14 protein-coding genes are annotated in these 16,284 nt (G+C 36.7%); all 14 read right to left on the reverse strand.

Features of this window, described 5'->3' with window-relative positions; genetic code table 11:
• Positions 1 to 80: 80 nt before the first annotated feature.
• Positions 81 to 1,196: an aminopeptidase gene (locus ATHE_RS07740; protein ID WP_015907989.1), complete on the reverse strand. Its 1,116-nt coding sequence runs from the start codon at positions 1,194 to 1,196 to the stop codon at positions 81 to 83.
• A gap of 30 nt (positions 1,197 to 1,226) precedes the next feature.
• Positions 1,227 to 1,949, reverse strand: a complete 723-nt coding sequence (locus tag ATHE_RS07745) for a pseudouridine synthase (protein ID WP_079504017.1) — start codon at positions 1,947 to 1,949, stop codon at positions 1,227 to 1,229.
• Positions 1,942 to 3,120, reverse strand: coding sequence for a tRNA uracil 4-sulfurtransferase ThiI (gene thiI / locus ATHE_RS07750; protein WP_015907991.1), 1,179 nt, complete (start codon positions 3,118 to 3,120; stop codon positions 1,942 to 1,944). Before thiI ends, ATHE_RS07745 begins: the two co-directional genes overlap by 8 nt.
• Positions 3,121 to 3,135: 15 nt before the next feature.
• On the reverse strand, positions 3,136 to 4,284 hold the full coding sequence (locus tag ATHE_RS07755; protein ID WP_015907992.1) for a cysteine desulfurase family protein: 1,149 nt from the start codon (positions 4,282 to 4,284) through the stop codon (positions 3,136 to 3,138).
• A gap of 16 nt (positions 4,285 to 4,300) precedes the next feature.
• Positions 4,301 to 5,032 carry a 16S rRNA (uracil(1498)-N(3))-methyltransferase gene (locus ATHE_RS07760; RefSeq protein ID WP_015907993.1) on the reverse strand — a complete coding sequence of 244 codons (732 nt, stop codon included), beginning with the start codon at positions 5,030 to 5,032 and terminating at the stop codon, positions 4,301 to 4,303.
• 11 nt (positions 5,033 to 5,043) lie between these two features.
• Positions 5,044 to 5,958 carry a 50S ribosomal protein L11 methyltransferase gene (gene prmA / locus ATHE_RS07765; RefSeq protein WP_015907994.1) on the reverse strand — a complete coding sequence of 305 codons (915 nt, stop codon included), beginning with the start codon at positions 5,956 to 5,958 and terminating at the stop codon, positions 5,044 to 5,046.
• Positions 5,959 to 5,996: 38 nt separating this feature from the next.
• Entirely contained in the window at positions 5,997 to 7,163 is a 1,167-nt protein-coding gene (gene dnaJ, locus ATHE_RS07770) for a molecular chaperone DnaJ (protein WP_015907995.1), read from the reverse strand.
• Positions 7,164 to 7,299: 136 nt separating this feature from the next.
• Complete coding sequence (dnaK, locus tag ATHE_RS07775) at positions 7,300 to 9,123, reverse strand: molecular chaperone DnaK (protein WP_015907996.1); 1,824 nt, start codon at positions 9,121 to 9,123, stop codon at positions 7,300 to 7,302.
• Positions 9,124 to 9,174: 51 nt separating this feature from the next.
• Entirely contained in the window at positions 9,175 to 9,852 is a 678-nt protein-coding gene (grpE, locus tag ATHE_RS07780; protein ID WP_015907997.1) for a nucleotide exchange factor GrpE, read from the reverse strand.
• 22 nt (positions 9,853 to 9,874) lie between these two features.
• On the reverse strand, positions 9,875 to 10,906 hold the full coding sequence (gene hrcA, locus ATHE_RS07785) for a heat-inducible transcriptional repressor HrcA (protein WP_013430136.1): 1,032 nt from the start codon (positions 10,904 to 10,906) through the stop codon (positions 9,875 to 9,877).
• A 110-nt stretch (positions 10,907 to 11,016) separates the two neighbouring features.
• Complete coding sequence (hemW, locus tag ATHE_RS07790) at positions 11,017 to 12,147, reverse strand: radical SAM family heme chaperone HemW (RefSeq protein ID WP_015907998.1); 1,131 nt, start codon at positions 12,145 to 12,147, stop codon at positions 11,017 to 11,019.
• Between the two features lie 39 nt (positions 12,148 to 12,186).
• Entirely contained in the window at positions 12,187 to 13,995 is a 1,809-nt protein-coding gene (gene lepA / locus ATHE_RS07795; RefSeq protein ID WP_015907999.1) for a translation elongation factor 4, read from the reverse strand.
• 35 nt (positions 13,996 to 14,030) lie between these two features.
• Positions 14,031 to 15,278 (reverse strand): CapA family protein, encoded by a 1,248-nt coding sequence (locus ATHE_RS07800; RefSeq protein ID WP_015908000.1) that lies wholly within the window; start codon positions 15,276 to 15,278, stop codon positions 14,031 to 14,033.
• Complete coding sequence (locus ATHE_RS07805) at positions 15,275 to 16,210, reverse strand: RluA family pseudouridine synthase (RefSeq protein ID WP_015908001.1); 936 nt, start codon at positions 16,208 to 16,210, stop codon at positions 15,275 to 15,277. Before ATHE_RS07805 ends, ATHE_RS07800 begins: the two co-directional genes overlap by 4 nt.
• Positions 16,211 to 16,284 lie beyond the last annotated feature (74 nt).

Genomic DNA, 16,284 nt, shown 5'->3' on the forward strand with positions numbered 1-16,284 from the left:
TCTCAATTAATATATTATGTCTACTTTTATGATATTCATAAAAGGCAAACACTGTGAAAAAATTTTTTCAAGTAAAGAGTCTATTTTAAGTTCTCTGGGTTTAAGCCTTCCAGATCTTTTATCACAAATCTTCCATCTTTTCTAATGAGCTTTCCATCAAAGTAAATTTCCCCACCACCATATTCAGGTGTTTGAATGAGTACAATGTCCCAATGCACAGCTGATCTGTTGCCATTGTCAGCATCCTCATATGCGCTACCTGGGGTAAAATGGATGCTTCCAGCAATCTTCTCATCGAAAAGTGTGTCTTCCATGGGCTTTGTAATATATGGATTCAGACCAATTGAAAATTCACCAATATACCTTGCACCCTCGTCAGTATCCAGTATCTTGTTGAGCTTTTCTGTATTGTTAGCAATTGCCTTTACAATCTTTCCATCTTTAAATTCAAATCTTATATTTTCAAACTTGAACCCTGCATAGTTCGAAGGTGTATTGTATGTTATATAACCATTTACAGAATTCTTGACAGGTGCAGTGTATACCTCACCATCGGGAATGTTCATGTGGCCATCGCATTTGACAGCTTTCATTCCTTTAATTGAAAATCTCAAATCTGTGTCTTTTGCTACTATCCGAACCTCATCTGTGTTTTGCATAAGCTCAACCAAAGCATCCATTGCTTTCGACATTTTGCTATAGTCAAGATTACAAACGTTAAAATAAAAATCTTCAAACTCTTCCAAACTCATCTTTGCCTGTTGTGCCATCGAATAGTTGGGGTATCTTAATATGCACCATTTCGTCTTTGGAACTCTGACTTCTCCGTGAACTTTGTGAAACCATATTCTTTGATACAGATTCATCTTCTCGTCTGGAACATCTGAAAGTTCAAACGGATTTGGTGAAGATCTAATACCTATATATGCATCCATCTTTTCCATAAGATCTCTTTCATTTTGAGCGATCATTTCTATCTGCTCTTCTGTTGCACTCAAAAGAAGAGTTCTAAGTAGTGTTGGATGTTTTAGCCACAAAAATGGTTTTGCACCTTTTAAATATGAAAGTTTTACAAGTTGATTTGCAAGTTCAATCTCCTGTCCAATAAGCTCAATTAAAATGTTCTCGCCTTCTTTTAATTCAACCGAATACTCAATAAGGTTTTTTGCAAGAAGTTTCAACCTCTCATCAGTCAATTTAGCACTCTCCTTTCAGTTTTTTAATTTTCATTTTTCAAACACCTTGTTTGCTGTTTCTCTATCTAAGAAAACAAATTCCCCTTCTTTTAGTTTTCCAAGCTGGAGTTTGCCAATTGCAACCCTTTTTAACTTCAAAACCTTATGACCAATTTGGTCACACATTTTTCTTATCTGCCTATTCCTTCCCTCATGGATTTTTATCTCAACCAGAGCATTACCATTTATAAGCTTTAAAATCTTAAATTTGGCAGGCGCAGTCATTTTCCCATCTATTAAAAGTCCTTTTTCAAACCTTTCTATCTCTTCCTTAGAAGGAATGCCTTTGATTAAGACTATATAAGTCTTTTCAATATCGTGTTTTGGGTGTGTGACTTTATATGCAAATTCACCATCATTTGTAAGAATAATCAAGCCAGTTGTATCAAAATCAAGCCTCCCCACAGGAAATACTCTTACATTTACTTTGTCCTTCACCAAATCAACCACTGTTTTTCTTCCCTTTTCATCCTTTGCAGAAGAAATAACACCAAAAGGTTTGTTAAGCATTATATATACCTTCTGCATCTGCAGGGATATCCTCTTTCCATCTACTTCAACCACATCTTTTTCTGGGTCAACCTTGAACCCAAGCTGGTTCACAGTCTTCCCATTTACTTTTACTCTTCCTTGCAGGATAATCTCTTCACACTTCCGCCGGGAAGCAACACCGCACTGTGCCATAAATTTTTGAAGTCTAACAGGCTCACCTATCTCTTATCACCATCCACTCGGTATTTGTTACTGCCTTTTCAATCAGTTCTTCTGCCTTGAGCTTGCTTTCCTCAGCCAAAACTTGTTCAAGTTTTGGTTTGGTTTTTGGATGCTTAGGAACAAACACAGTACAGCAGTCTTCATAAGGAAGTATAGAGATATCATATGTGCCAATCTTCTTTGCAAGTCTTATTATCTCTTCCTTGTCCATGCCAATGAGCGGTCTGAAAACCGGCATTGAAACAGCTGCCTGCGTGCAAAACAGACTTTCCATTGTCTGGCTTGCAACCTGACCTATGCTCTCACCGGTAATCAAAGCAAGTCCACCGTTTTGCATAGCAATCTTTTGTGCAATCTTCATCATGAATCTTCTCATTATTATTGTCAAGAATCTCTCATCACAATTTTCATAAATAGAAAGCTGAATTTCAGTAAAAGGAACTATATAGAGCTTTATCTTATCTGTGTATTTTGCCAAAACCTTACACAAGTCTATTACCTTTTCCTTTGCTTTCTCGCCAGTGTAAGGAAAACTGTAAAAGTGAATTGCTTCTATCTCAACACCTCTTTTGGCAATCATAAAACCGGCAACAGGACTGTCTATACCACCGGACAAAAGAAGGTGTGCCCTGCCACCTGTGCCAAAGGGCATTCCTCCAATACCTTTCTCTTCTGATGAATAGATATATACTTTGTCTCTTATTTCTATGTTCAAAGTAAAATCAGGGTTGTGAACATCTACAGAAAGTCCATACATTTCAGCAAACTTCCTCAAGATATGCGCGCCTATTAACTTAGAGACCTCTGGAGACTTTAGCTCAAATTTTTTATCTGCTCGTTTAGTCTCCACCTTAAAAGTCTTCTTACCCTTTTCAAGCTCACTTTTGGTAACAACTTCAGCAGCCTGCTTTATCCCCTCTAAATTCTTTTCAGCAACCTCGCATATGGTAATTCCTACAATCCCAAAAACGCGTTTGAGCCTTTCAATTGCTTCATCAAAATATTCCTCACTCAAATTTTCAACAAATATTCTGCCCTGCTCCTTTTTAACCATAACCGAGTCAATGTCAGAAAGTCTTTTTTTGATATTTCTGACCAGAGTATCCTCAAAAAAAGGACGATTTTGACCTTTTAACGCAAGCTCACCGTATCTTATCAGTAGTGCTTTCAATTTTGAACTCATCCTTTACTTTTTTATTTTTCTTAAGAATCGCAGCGCTTTTTCAATGCACTCAAGTGCATAGTCAACCTCTCCAATTTGATTGAGGTAAGAAAACGAAAAACGTATACTGCTTTCTGCAACATCCAGCTTTTTTCCCATGCTGTGCAAAACCTTGTTGTAAGTCCTGCCTTTTGACGAGCAGGCAGAACCAGAAGATGCAAATATGCCATAACTTTCAAGCGTGTGAAGAAAAACTTCAGATTTTATGCCCAAAAAAGATACGTTTAATATTGCATCGGATGTCTTATCTAAAGGAGAGTTTATCACAACGCTATCTATGGCTGAAAGTCCTTCAATAAATCTTCGTTTTATATTCCTTAGCTTATCAGGTTCAGAAGCTTTTAGCTTCTCAAATACCTCAATTGCTTTAGCAAACGAAAAAATGCCGGGCATATTCTCTGTTCCAGGTCTTATACCTTTTTGCTGCTGTCCACCAAAGATTATCGGCTGGATGTTAATACCCTTTTTGATATACAAAGCTCCTATTCCTTTTAATGCATGTATTTTATGACCACTTATCGACATAAGGTCCACGTTCAATTCTTTAACATTGGTCTTTTCTTTCATAAAAGCCTGAACAGCATCTGTGTGAACAATAACATTTGGATTTTTCTTTTTCGCAATTTCAGCTAGCTTCTTTACATCAAATATATGCCCTGTCTCGTTGTTGACAAGCATGACACTTACCAGAATGGTATTTTGGTCCACAAGCTTCTCAAACTGATCAAAATCTACATTACCTTCAGCATCTACAGAGACATATTGTATCTCAAAGCCATTTCTCTCTAAATATTCAAGCGTAGAAATAACAGAAGGATGTTCAACAGGTGTTGATACAATTCTTTTTCCCCTTTTCTGATGTGCAACCGCACAGCCAATAAGTGCCAAATTGTTTGCTTCTGTTCCACCAGAAGTAAAATAAATTTCATCTGCACTGCCACCAAGTTTCTGAGCAAGTATTTCTTTTGCTTCTTTCAATTTTCTTTCTGCTTCAACACCAAGTCTGTGAAGCGATGAAGGATTGCCGTAGGTATCTATCAAAAACTTTGAAAGCTGCTCAATTACCTCATCAAAAGGCCTTGTGGTTGCAGCGTTGTCAAAGTATACATTCACAATTTGTCACTTCCCCTCACATTTCTCCAACTTCATGCATTAGGATGGAAAGCGCAGCAATTGAGGCTGTCTCACTTCTGAGTATTCTTTTGCCAAGCGAAATAACTTGCACATTTTTAAAGGTTTTTAACTCTTCTATCTCCTCTTCTTCAAAACCACCTTCAGGTCCAATTAAAATCCCAATGTTATTATAATCTGAAGATATACACCACTCTGAAGTCTCCGATTCCTTTTCATAAGGAATAAAAAGAATATCAAGCTTATCTAAATATTTCTCTTTAATCTCAGAAATTCTAATTGGCATTTCGATTAAAGGTGGTATAGGGCGAAGACACTGTTTTTGGGCCTCTTGCGCAATTTTGCGCCACCTTTCAACCTTTTTTTCCTGTTTTTCTGAAATATCAATCACAACTCTTTTTGAAACCACAGGTACAATTGTTTTTACTCCAAGCTCTGTTGCCTTTTGCACAATAAAATCCATTTTTTGGTTTTTGATAATACATTGAAATAAAAAAATGTTTTTGATACTTTCTCGGTCATTCAAAGTTTTGCTTTCTATCAAAAGTTTTATTCTGTCTTTTGAAATTTCAACTATACGCGATGAGTAATCATAATTTCCATCACATAGATTTATCTTATCTCCTTCTCTTTTCCTTAAAACCTTGACTATATGATTTATATCTTCTTTATCTGTGATGTAGGCAATATTATTCTCAATGTTCTGCTTTTCAACAAAAAAGATTGGCACTTAATATCACCCTACACAGTTTTTTTGCTAACAACCAAGCACCATGTACCCAGTTTTTTCACTTCTACAATTTCAAGACTATTTTTCTCAAAGCTTTTCAAAACATCTTCAAGCCTGTCTTCAATAATGCCAGAAGAGATAAAAATTCGGTCGTCTTTCAAAACTTTCTTTACATCTCTTGAGAGCCTCATAATGATATCAGCAACAATGTTAGCAACAACCACATCAAACTTTTCTTCTATACCTTCAACAAGGTCATTCTTTTTTATCTCAATCTCAACTCCATTTAACCTTGCGTTCTCCTCTGCTACCTTTACAGCAACCTCATCAATATCAACTGCCAAAACTCTTCTTGCCAAAAACTTCTTTGCAGCTATTGCTAATATTCCTGAACCTGTTCCAACATCAAGAACATCCATCCCTGGCTTTACATATTTCTGGATAGCTTCAAGACACAAAATTGTTGACTCATGAGTTCCTGTGCCAAATGCCATACCAGGGTCAAGTTTCACAATTGTTTTATTGCCTTCGGCTTTATAATCTTCCCATGAAGGAACAATCACAATATTCCCTATCTCAACAGGCTTATAATACTTTTTCCACTCTTCTGCCCAGTCCTTTTCATTAACTTCAGAAACGCTAATTTTTCCTTCTCCAATATCAATATATTTTGCAGTCTCTTTAAGCCTCTCCTCAATAGTATGGGTAAGCTCTAAAATATTGCTGCTTTCAGGAAAGTAAGCACAAACTCTTGCATAATCCTTTTTTGTAAACTGGTTTTCGTCAATATAATCCCATAAATTTGGTCTTGTCACAATCTCATTGTCTTCAATGACAACACCGTTTGCCCCAAGTTCGTATAAAATATTTGAAATAGCGTCTTCTGCCTCTTCGGTAGTCTTAATTGATATCTCATACCATCTCATTTGTTCTTTCTTCTCCTTCTTTCAAACTCAAAAATGTCTTAAGAAAAAGCTTCTCTTATCCTATCCCAAAAATGTTTTCTCTTTTCATATCCCTCTTCTGATGAAAGTCTTTCAAACTCTCTCAAAAGCTCTTTCTGCTTTTCTGTAAGCTTTTTTGGAACCTCCACTATAAACTTCACAACAAGGTCGCCTCTTCCTCGCGAACGCAGGTTCGGAACGCCCTTGCCTTTGATTCTGACCTCATCACCATTTTGTGTCCCTGGCTCAATTCTTACTTTTGTCTTACCATCAAGTGTCGGAATTTCTATCTCTCCACCCAAAGCTGCATTAACAAATGTTATTGGAACCTCAATATAAAGGTCCTGCCCGACTCTTTTGAACACAGGATGAGGTGCTATTTTTATTTTAATATGCAAATCACCGTTAGGACCGCCTTTGATGCCGCTCTCGCCCTCACCTCTTAACGTTATCACTTGGCCATCATCAATTCCTGCTGGAATATTAATCTTTACTCTTCGCTGTCTTCTTACATTTCCCGTTCCTCCACATTCTCTACATGGGTCTGTTATAATAGTTCCTGTTCCGCCGCATGCATCACAGGTTTTTATGGTGGTGAACTCCCCAAAGAATGTTGCCTGTCTTGATCTTATCTGACCCGTGCCGCCGCACTTTTGACATCTCACAGGTGCAGAACCTGGTTTTACACCACTTCCACCACAAACACTGCACTTTTCAGTTCTGTAAATTGGAATCTCTTTTTCACAGCCAAATACAGACTCTTTTAAAGTAAGTTCTAAATCGACATATATATCAGCACCTTTTCTTGGTGCTTCTTTTCTTCTTCTGGATGTTCCAAATATATCAAAGCCTTCAAATAGGTCTTCAAAAATATCACCAAAACTGCCAAAATCAAAGTCAGCAAATCCACCGCCAAATCCACCAGAAAAACCACCGCTACCTTGTGCACCATATTTCGGGTCAAACGCTGCATGACCAAACTGGTCATAAAGCTTTCTCTTTTCAGGATCGCTCAAGACTTCGTATGCCTCGTTTATCTCCTTAAATTTTTCTTCTGCCTCTTTATTACCTGGATTTGCATCAGGATGGTATTGTTTTGCAAGTCTTCTGTAGGCTCTTTTTATCTCTTCTTCTGTTGCATTCCTTGGAACACCTAAAATCTCATAGTAGTCTTTTTTTTGTGCCATTCTTTATCACCCGCTTACTTTACTGAATATTATTATATACCAATAACATGAATTTAACAAATAATCATAAAAAGGACCAAAGCCATTTTTAAACACTTCATGACTTTGGTCCCCTACCTTGTTTTTATCACAGTCTTTAGTATACTTTATAATCAGTATTTACATTTCCATCAGGACCGCTCTGACCACCACCTGGGTTTGGTCCACCTTGCGGTCCCGATGCGGTATAACCCTGCTGATAAAGTCTTGTAGACACATCATAGAATGACTTTGTGAGTTCATCAATTGCCCTTTCAATCTGTTCTTTGTCTTCACCATTCATAACATCTTTCAAGGCTTTTAGTTTTGACTCAATCTGCTGCTTTTCAGTTTCTGTCATCTTGTCACCAAGTTCGCGAAGCAGCTTTTCCGTCTGGTAGATGATGGAATCTGCTCTGTTTCGTGCCTCAATCAGTTCTTTTCTCTTTCTATCCTGCTCAGCATACATTTCAGCCTCTTTAATAGCCCTTTGAATCTCTTCTTCACTCAAATGTGTCTGGGATGTTATTGTAATCTTTTGCTCTCTACCCGTGCCAAGGTCTTTTGCTGAAACATGTACAATACCGTTTGCGTCTATATCGAATGTAACCTCAATCTGTGGCACTCCTCGCGGTGCAGGCGGAATACCATCAAGTATAAATCTTCCAAGTGTCTTGTTGTCCTTTGCAAGAGGTCTTTCACCTTGCAGAACATGAATCTCAACCTGTGTCTGACCATCCACTGCTGTTGTGAATATCTGGCTTTTTCGTGTTGGGATTGTTGTATTTCTTTCAATAATCTTAGTGAACACACCACCCAGAGTCTCAATACCAAGTGAAAGTGGTGTTACGTCCAAAAGCAATATGTCTTTTACCTGTCCTGCAAGAACACCTGCCTGGATTGCAGCACCAATTGCAACACACTCATCCGGATTTATTCCTTTAAACGGCTCTTTACCAGTAAGTTTCTTTACAAATTCCTGAACATATGGAATTCTTGTTGAACCACCAACCAAAATGACCTTGTCAATCTGCTCTGGAGTAAGCTTTGCGTCAGAAAGTGCTGTCTCAACAGGTTCTCTTGTCTTTTCTACAAGGTCTTTTATAAGCTCTTCAAACTTTGCACGTGTCAAAACCATATCAATGTGTTTTGGACCGTTTGCATCTGCTGTGATAAATGGCAGGTTAATTGTTGTCTGAAGCGCAGACGAAAGTTCAATCTTTGCCCTTTCTGCTGCATCTTTTAGCCTCTGGAGCGCAACCTTGTCTTGTCTCAAATCAATTCCGTGCTCTTTCATAAACTCGTCAGCTATATAGTCGATAATCCTTTGGTCAAAGTCATCGCCACCAAGTCTGTTGTTACCAGACGTTGCTAAAACTTCAATTACACCATCGCCAATCTCCAAGATTGAAACGTCAAATGTTCCACCGCCAAGGTCATATACCATTATCTTTTGATGACCTTCTTTGTCAAGACCGTAAGCCAAAGCTGCTGCTGTTGGCTCGTTGATGATTCTCAAAACCTCAAGTCCTGCAATTCTACCTGCGTTTTTTGTTGCCTGTCTTTGTGAGTCTGTAAAATAAGCTGGAACAGTTATAACAGCCTGTGTTATTTTTTCGCCAAGATATGCTTCTGCGTCAGCCTTGAGCTTCATCAAAATCATAGCTGAAATTTCTTCCGGTGAATATTCTTTATCATCTATTTTTATTCTTTTATTTGTTCCCATATCTCTTTTAATTGATATAATAGTCCTTTCAGGGTTTGTAATAGCCTGTCTTTTTGCTGCATGACCGACAAGCCTCTCACCTGTCTTAGTGAAAGCCACAACTGATGGAGTTGTTCTAAACCCTTCTGCGTTAGGAATTACAACAGGTTGACCACCTTCAATAACTGCCATACAAGAGTTTGTTGTTCCCAAGTCTATACCTAAAATATGAGCCATTGTTATCAACCTCCTTATTCTTAAAAATTTAGTTTCAAGTTCTTCTTAAATTTAATTAGCATTTGCAACCTTTACAAGGCTATATCTAATAACTCTATCTTTTATCTTGTAACCTTTTTGAAATTCTTCAATTACAACATTTTTACCGTACCTTTCATCTTCAACATGCATAATTGCATTGTGAAGGTACGGGTCAAATTCTTTATTCAAAGCCTCAATTGGCTCAACACCAAGTTTTGAAAAGATATCATCAATCTGTTTTTTTATCATTTCGAGTCCCTTTAAAAGTTCATCATTTGTGTCTTTTGAATTTTTTGCAGAGTCAATTGCTCTTTCAAAGTTGTCAACAATCGGAAGGAGTTTTCCAACAACATCAGCAACAACTTCATAATACATATTCTCTTTATCTTTTGCTATTCTCTTTTTATAGTTATCAAAATCAGCAGCTATTCTTTGACATAGACTTTTGTACTCTTCAACCTCCCTTTCTTTCTCTTCAAGCTGCTTTTTTAAAGTTTCCACAGTGTCCTCTTGGTGAGGCTCAACCTCAATATCTTCACTACTTTCATTTGACCCATCATTTTCCTGTGTTTTTGCTGCGTCCTCTTGAGGTTCTTGAAAATGTTGCATATTCTCATTTTTTCCCTCGGAATTAGTTTCTTCTAAAGTCTGAGCCTCAGAAGAGTTTACCTCCTCGCTCTTTAGATCTTTGTTTTCCATGTCAAGCATCTTCACAAATCACCTCTTTAATTTATTCTGTAAAAAGTCTTGTCAAAATATCAGATAAAGTGTCACAAATGTAATCAATCAGTGAAACTGTCTGAGAATATCTCAGTCTTTTTGGACCAATTATACCTATTGAACCGGCAATACTGTCACCTATTCTGTAAGTGGAAAGAACAACACTGCACTCTTTTAAATCCTCTATTGGATTTTCTGTACCAATTCTGATGGTTATATGTTCATGCATTGCAGAGTTTATTATTTGTCTTAGCATCTCCTTTTGCTCAAATATATGCAGGAATATCTTTGCCTTCAAAACATCACTAAACTCAGGAAAATCAAACATGTTCTTAATTCCACTTAAAACAACTTCTGTGCTGTCAGCTGCACTGATTGTGCGCAGTACATTTTCAATTATTGGTGACAAGATTGTCTTGTTTTTGCCAAGTATGTTTTCAATCTCAAGCACAATTTTTTGGTCAATATCTTCAAGTCTAAGCCCACTTAGTTTCTCATTAAGGATATTTGATATATATATAAAATCTTTTATGTCTACATTTTCTGGTTTGTCCAAGAGAATATCTTTTACAAGACCTGTGTTTGTCACTAAAATTAGTATATATCTTTTGGTGTCAACTGGTACAAGCTGAAGATACTTTATAAAGCTCTTTTTAACATTTGGTGTTGAAATTACTGCTGTGTAGTTTGTAAGGTTAGATATTATCTTTGCAATGTTCTCCATATATTCGTTTATTTCATTGAATTTGATATCAAGTTGCGACCTTATAAATTCAACTTGCTGTGGCGAAAGCCTTGATACCTTCATCAGCTCATCAACATAATACCTGTAGCCCTTATCTGAAGGAATTCTACCAGCTGACGTGTGGGGCTGCTCTAAGTATCCCATCTCCTCTAAGTCTGACATTTCGTTTCTGATTGTAGCAGAAGAAATACCAAAAATGTATTTCTTTGCAATTGTCCTTGAACCAACAGGTTCACCTGTATTTATATAATCATCTATGATAGCTTCAAGTATTCTTCTTTTTCTTTCATCCAACATTTTCCTCACCTTACTGTTAGCACTCTCTGTTGATGAGTGCTAATTCTAAGATATAAGATATCACTTGAGTAGATTTTTGTCAAGTATATTTTTGACTTTCTTTGACCTTTTTAAACAAACTCCATCCACACTAAATTTGCAAGGTCAATTCCTCTCTCTGTAAGTCTCAAATAATTGTTACTTACCTCTATCAATCCATATTTTTTCAGTTTCTCAATTTGAGAGTTGTACTTTCTTTCAAACTCTACGCCAAATCTTTTTCTAAATTCCTCAAGGGATAATCCTTCTATCTTTCTCAGCCCTAATATAATAAATTCCTTTTCCCTTTCTTCACATGAAATAATTTCTTTTTCTTCAATAGCTAAACCATTTTCTTTTATTTTCTTAACATATTCGTTTATATTAGAAGTATTATAATACCTGCAACCATTAAAAAATGAATGAGCTGCACAGCCAACTCCAATGTATTCCTCTACATTCCAGTATTTCAAGTTGTGTTTGCACTCAAAACCTTTCTTAGCGAAATTAGAGATCTCATAATGATAAATTCCAATCTCAGAAAGTATTCTTTTTGCCCACCAGAACATTCTTCTTTCTTCATCTTCGCTTGGCAACAAGCTCTTATACTCTTCATATCTTTCAAAAAGAAATGTCCCCTCTTCTATCTTCAGTGAATAAATTGACACATGAGGCGGTGAAAATTCCAAAAGTGTATTGAGTGTTTGCATAAAACTTTTAAAAGTCTGATATGGAAGACCTGTGATAACATCAACGCTAAAATTTTCAAAATATAAAGGTACTCTACTTAAAATCTTAAGCGCAACCTCAGAGTCATGGACTCTACCAATTGCTCTCAGTTCTACATCGTTTAGCGACTGTATCCCTATACTTAGCCTGTTTACTCCTGCCAAGCTGTAACTTTGAAGTTTCTTATGTGTGATACTCTCAGGATTTGCTTCGATGGTTATCTCGCAGTTGCTTTTAATCTTGAAATTTGAACATATAAATTCTAATAGTTTCAAGATATAATTTGCAGAAATAGAAGAAGGTGTACCACCCCCTAAATAAATTGTGTCTATCTCTATATCATAATTTTCTTTATAATAAATTAATTCATTTTCAAGCGCGCTAAAATATGCAAAAATCACATCATCATTGACATTTTCATATGACACAAAATCACAGTAATAACACTTTCTTTTACAAAATGGAACGTGAATATATAGTCCTATATTTCTCAATTGTGGCTTGCACTTCCTTTTTTATTTTAACCAAATGGTTTAGTCTTCAAGCTTTAAAACAGCCATAAATGCCTCCTGCGGTATCTCAACCTCTCCTACCTGTTTCATTCGCTTTTTACCTTCTTTTTGCTTCTCTAAAAGCTTTTTCTTTCTTGTAACGTCACCGCCATAACACTTAGCAAGCACATCTTTTCGCAAAGCTTTTACTGTTTCTCTTGCTATAACCTTGCTGCCAATACAAGCCTGAATTGGTATTTCAAATAAGTGCCGCGGAATCTCCTCTTTTAACTTCTCAACAATTCTTCTTGCCCTTTGATAAGCTTTATCCTTATGAACAATAAACGAAAGCGCGTCAACAACCTCGCCTTTTATCATAATGTCAAGCTTTACAAGCTTTGACTCAGCATAACCTATAAATTCATAATCAAATGAAGCATAACCTTTTGACCTTGACTTTAGAGCATCGAAAAAGTCATACACAATCTCCATAAGAGGCATCTCATAAGTGAGAATAACACGTGTTGTCTCAATATATGACATGTCTTTAAAAATTCCTCTTCTTTCCTGGCACAGCTCCATCACGCTACCTACAAATTCGTTCGGTACCATGATAGTTGCCTTTACCATTGGTTCTTCCATCTTGGCAATCTCGTTCGGGGGTGGCAGTTTTGTTGGATTGTCAATGTACAAAACCTCACCATCTGTCTTTGTAACTTTAAATACAACAGAAGGTGCTGTTGTGATTATGTTCAAATCATATTCCCTCTCAAGCCTTTCTTGAACAATCTCCATATGCAAAAGTCCAAGAAATCCACATCTAAAACCAAAACCGAGCGCTGCTGAGCTTTCTGGTTCAAAAAACAACGCTGCATCGTTGAGCTGAAGCTTTTCTAAAGCTTCTTTTAGCTCCTCGTACTTTGTATCTCCTGTTGGATAAATTCCACAGAACACCATTGGGTTTAATCTTCTAAAGCCCGGCAGAGGCTCATCAGCTGGATTGTTCGCATCAGTTATGGTATCACCAACCCTTGTATCTCTCACTGTCTTAATTGACGCTGCAATGTAACCAACATCCCCGGCTCTTAGCTCCTCGCACGGGATTAGCATTCCAGGTTTAAAATATCCTACCTCTGTCACAGTAAACTGAGCACCAGTTGACATCATCTTAATGGTCATATTAGGTTTCACAACCCCGTCAAACACCCTCACATATGCCAAAACACCTTTGTAGTTGTCATAAAGCGAATCAAAAATTAAAGCTTTTAGCGGTTTTGTATCGTCACCTTTCGGAGGTGGAATGTCTCTTACTATCCGTTCCAAAACCTCTTCAATGTTAATGCCCATTTTAGCTGAAATGAGCGGTGCATCTGATGCATCAAGTCCGATCACATCTTCTATTTCTTTTTTGACCTCTTCAGGTCTTGCACTTGGTAGGTCAATCTTGTTTATAACAGGTATTATCTCTAAGTTGTGCTCAAGTGCAAGATAGACATTTGCAAGCGTCTGTGCTTCAATACCTTGGGTTGCATCAACAACCAAAATTGCACCTTCACAGGCAGCAAGGCTTCGTGAAACTTCATAGGTAAAGTCTACATGACCAGGTGTATCTATAAGATGAAATGTATATTCTTTGCCATCCTTTGCTTTGTAGTTGAGCCTTACCGCCTGGGCTTTTATGGTAATTCCTCTTTCTCTTTCTATGTCCATGGTGTCAAGTACCTGGTCCTGCATCTCTCTTTCTGTGAGTGCTCCTGTGAGCTCAATTATTCTGTCAGCCAAGGTTGACTTCCCATGGTCTATGTGAGCTATTATGCAAAAGTTACGAATTCTGTCCTGTCTTCTCTCCACCTCAGTATAATCCCCCTACGCACAAAAAATTTTGTTTATTGCACATTTTTAAGCCATTTATCAACATCTTCAAGCAGTTTTTTGGCATAATTAATGTAGGATGTCTTTATATCAGTTCTATTTAAAATGTCTTTTGCTTTAAGAACAATAAAATCATAGTAACTTGCATTCCTTCTTGTCTTTCTAAAGATATATATTGGCTCAACTGATATCTTTTTAGTAAGCTTATTTTCTTTTTTAACAAGATCAAGTCTCACTGTCAAACCAAATCTATTGTATGGAAAAATAACTGTCTGGTCGCACAGGAAATTACCAAGCGAATAAAATACTATCCCCTCTTTTATATTGCCTGACTCATCCTCAACCTTAACCTTTTCAAACGGCTGAATTGTATGAGTATGAGTACCAATTACAATATCAACACCATTCTTTATAAGCTCTTTTGCAAACTCTTTCTGCTCAAAACTAACTGAGTTTGAATTTTCAACTCCCCAGTTTGCACATGCTATTATAATGTCACAGTTGAGTCCTTTCAAGTACTCAATCTCATTTTGTATCTCATCCTTGTCAAGAAGACTAACAAAATCTTTATAAGTAGAGCTTCCTCCCAAATAGACTGATGAAAGCTCTTTTGTGAACGCAGCAACGCCAATTCTTATGTTGTTTATATCAAAAAACTTTGAGGTATGATCTTCCTGAGAAAGCTTAACGCCTACTGTTTCAATCTTTGCCTCTTTCAAATTATTTATTGTTTTCTTCAAACTTTCCACCTTTCCATCAAATATATGCGATGATGAAAGTACCGCAAGATTAAATCCAGCTGACTTGAGCACATCTAAAGCCTCTTTTGGAGCGTTGTATTTCCCATATGTTGAAACAGGAATATTGTCAGTAATTGTGCTGTCAAACTTGAAAATACTAAGGTCTGCATAAGTGATATCTTTAACGTTTTCCAAGATGTCCCCGAATACATAATTCTGAGATTGCCTGTCATAATAAGATTTTAAAAGATAGCCGTTGAAAAACACATCTCCTGCCATAAATAAACTTGCCTTGTATTCTTTTGGTTGGGACTTAAGCTTAACAGACAAAGAATTGTTTTTAGCAGAAGTATTCTTATTCTGCTGTGTCTTTGGCAAAGTCTTTTGCTGAGGTTTTCTGGAAACCTCTTCTGAGACAGGAATGTATTTTTTGATGTACATGTTTTCATAGTAAAAAAGAGCATTTATGCCTATCAAAAGTATTATGATAAACGACCCCAATGCATATAAAAGCTTTCTCATATCTCCAGCCCTCTTTCTTTATATACGTTTATTGAAGAAAAACCTTCGATATCAACCGGGAATTCTACTGTCTCTTTTACTATTTTTTGACCATCTAAATACCTTAAAATACCTTTCTTCCCAATCTCAAATTTAAGATAATAAGCACACAAGGCTTGCATATCTGCCTTGTACTTTTTATTTAGCTTCCAATCACCATACTTGCTGTCACCTAAGATGCAAAGCCCAATGTGCGCAAGCTGCGCTCTGATTTGATGGGTTTTACCAGTCTTGATTTCAACATCTACAAGCTGCAAGTCATCTTTTTGTCTTACAATCTTATATGCTGTCACCACTTCTGAATAGCCATCTTGTGGAAAGTCAGAAATATATACTTTGCTCTTTTTTGAATCTTTTTTAAGATAGTGTACAAGTACACCACTTTCTGGCAAATCAGCTTTTTTAGTTATACATAAATACTTCTTTATAATTGCCCTTCTACTCATATATTTTAACATCTCGCTTAAAACTTGTCTATTTTTTGCAATGATCATAAGTCCTGCTGTATTCCTGTCAAGCCTGTGACAAAGCTGAGGAAGTTCATTTTTAGAGTAATTGTTTTCTATCCAGCTGACAACAGAATACTCATTGTTCGAATCTGGATGTGATGGAATTCCGTATGGTTTGTCAATTACAACAATGTTGTCATCCTCGTACACTTTAAGAATCTCCACTTTTTTGTGCTCCAAAAATCTATCTTCTATTTCAAAACTTACAGTGTCTCCAAACCTCAAAACCTCTCCTTTTTGAGCAGGAAGAAAACTTACAATAATTTCTCCTCGCCTGAGCATTTTAAAAATTAAACTCATTGGAATTGTAGGATATTTCTTTTTTATGGCTTTTTCCACTTTTAGCCCTGCCAGCTCTTTATCAACAACAAAATTCACCGTCACTTCTTGATCACTCCCTTTTAACACATGAGAATACTAATATCATATAATAAAATTGACCTAATTGAAAATGAAAA

The organism is Caldicellulosiruptor bescii DSM 6725, assembly GCF_000022325.1.
GTDB lineage: Bacteria > Bacillota > Thermoanaerobacteria > Caldicellulosiruptorales > Caldicellulosiruptoraceae > Caldicellulosiruptor > Caldicellulosiruptor bescii.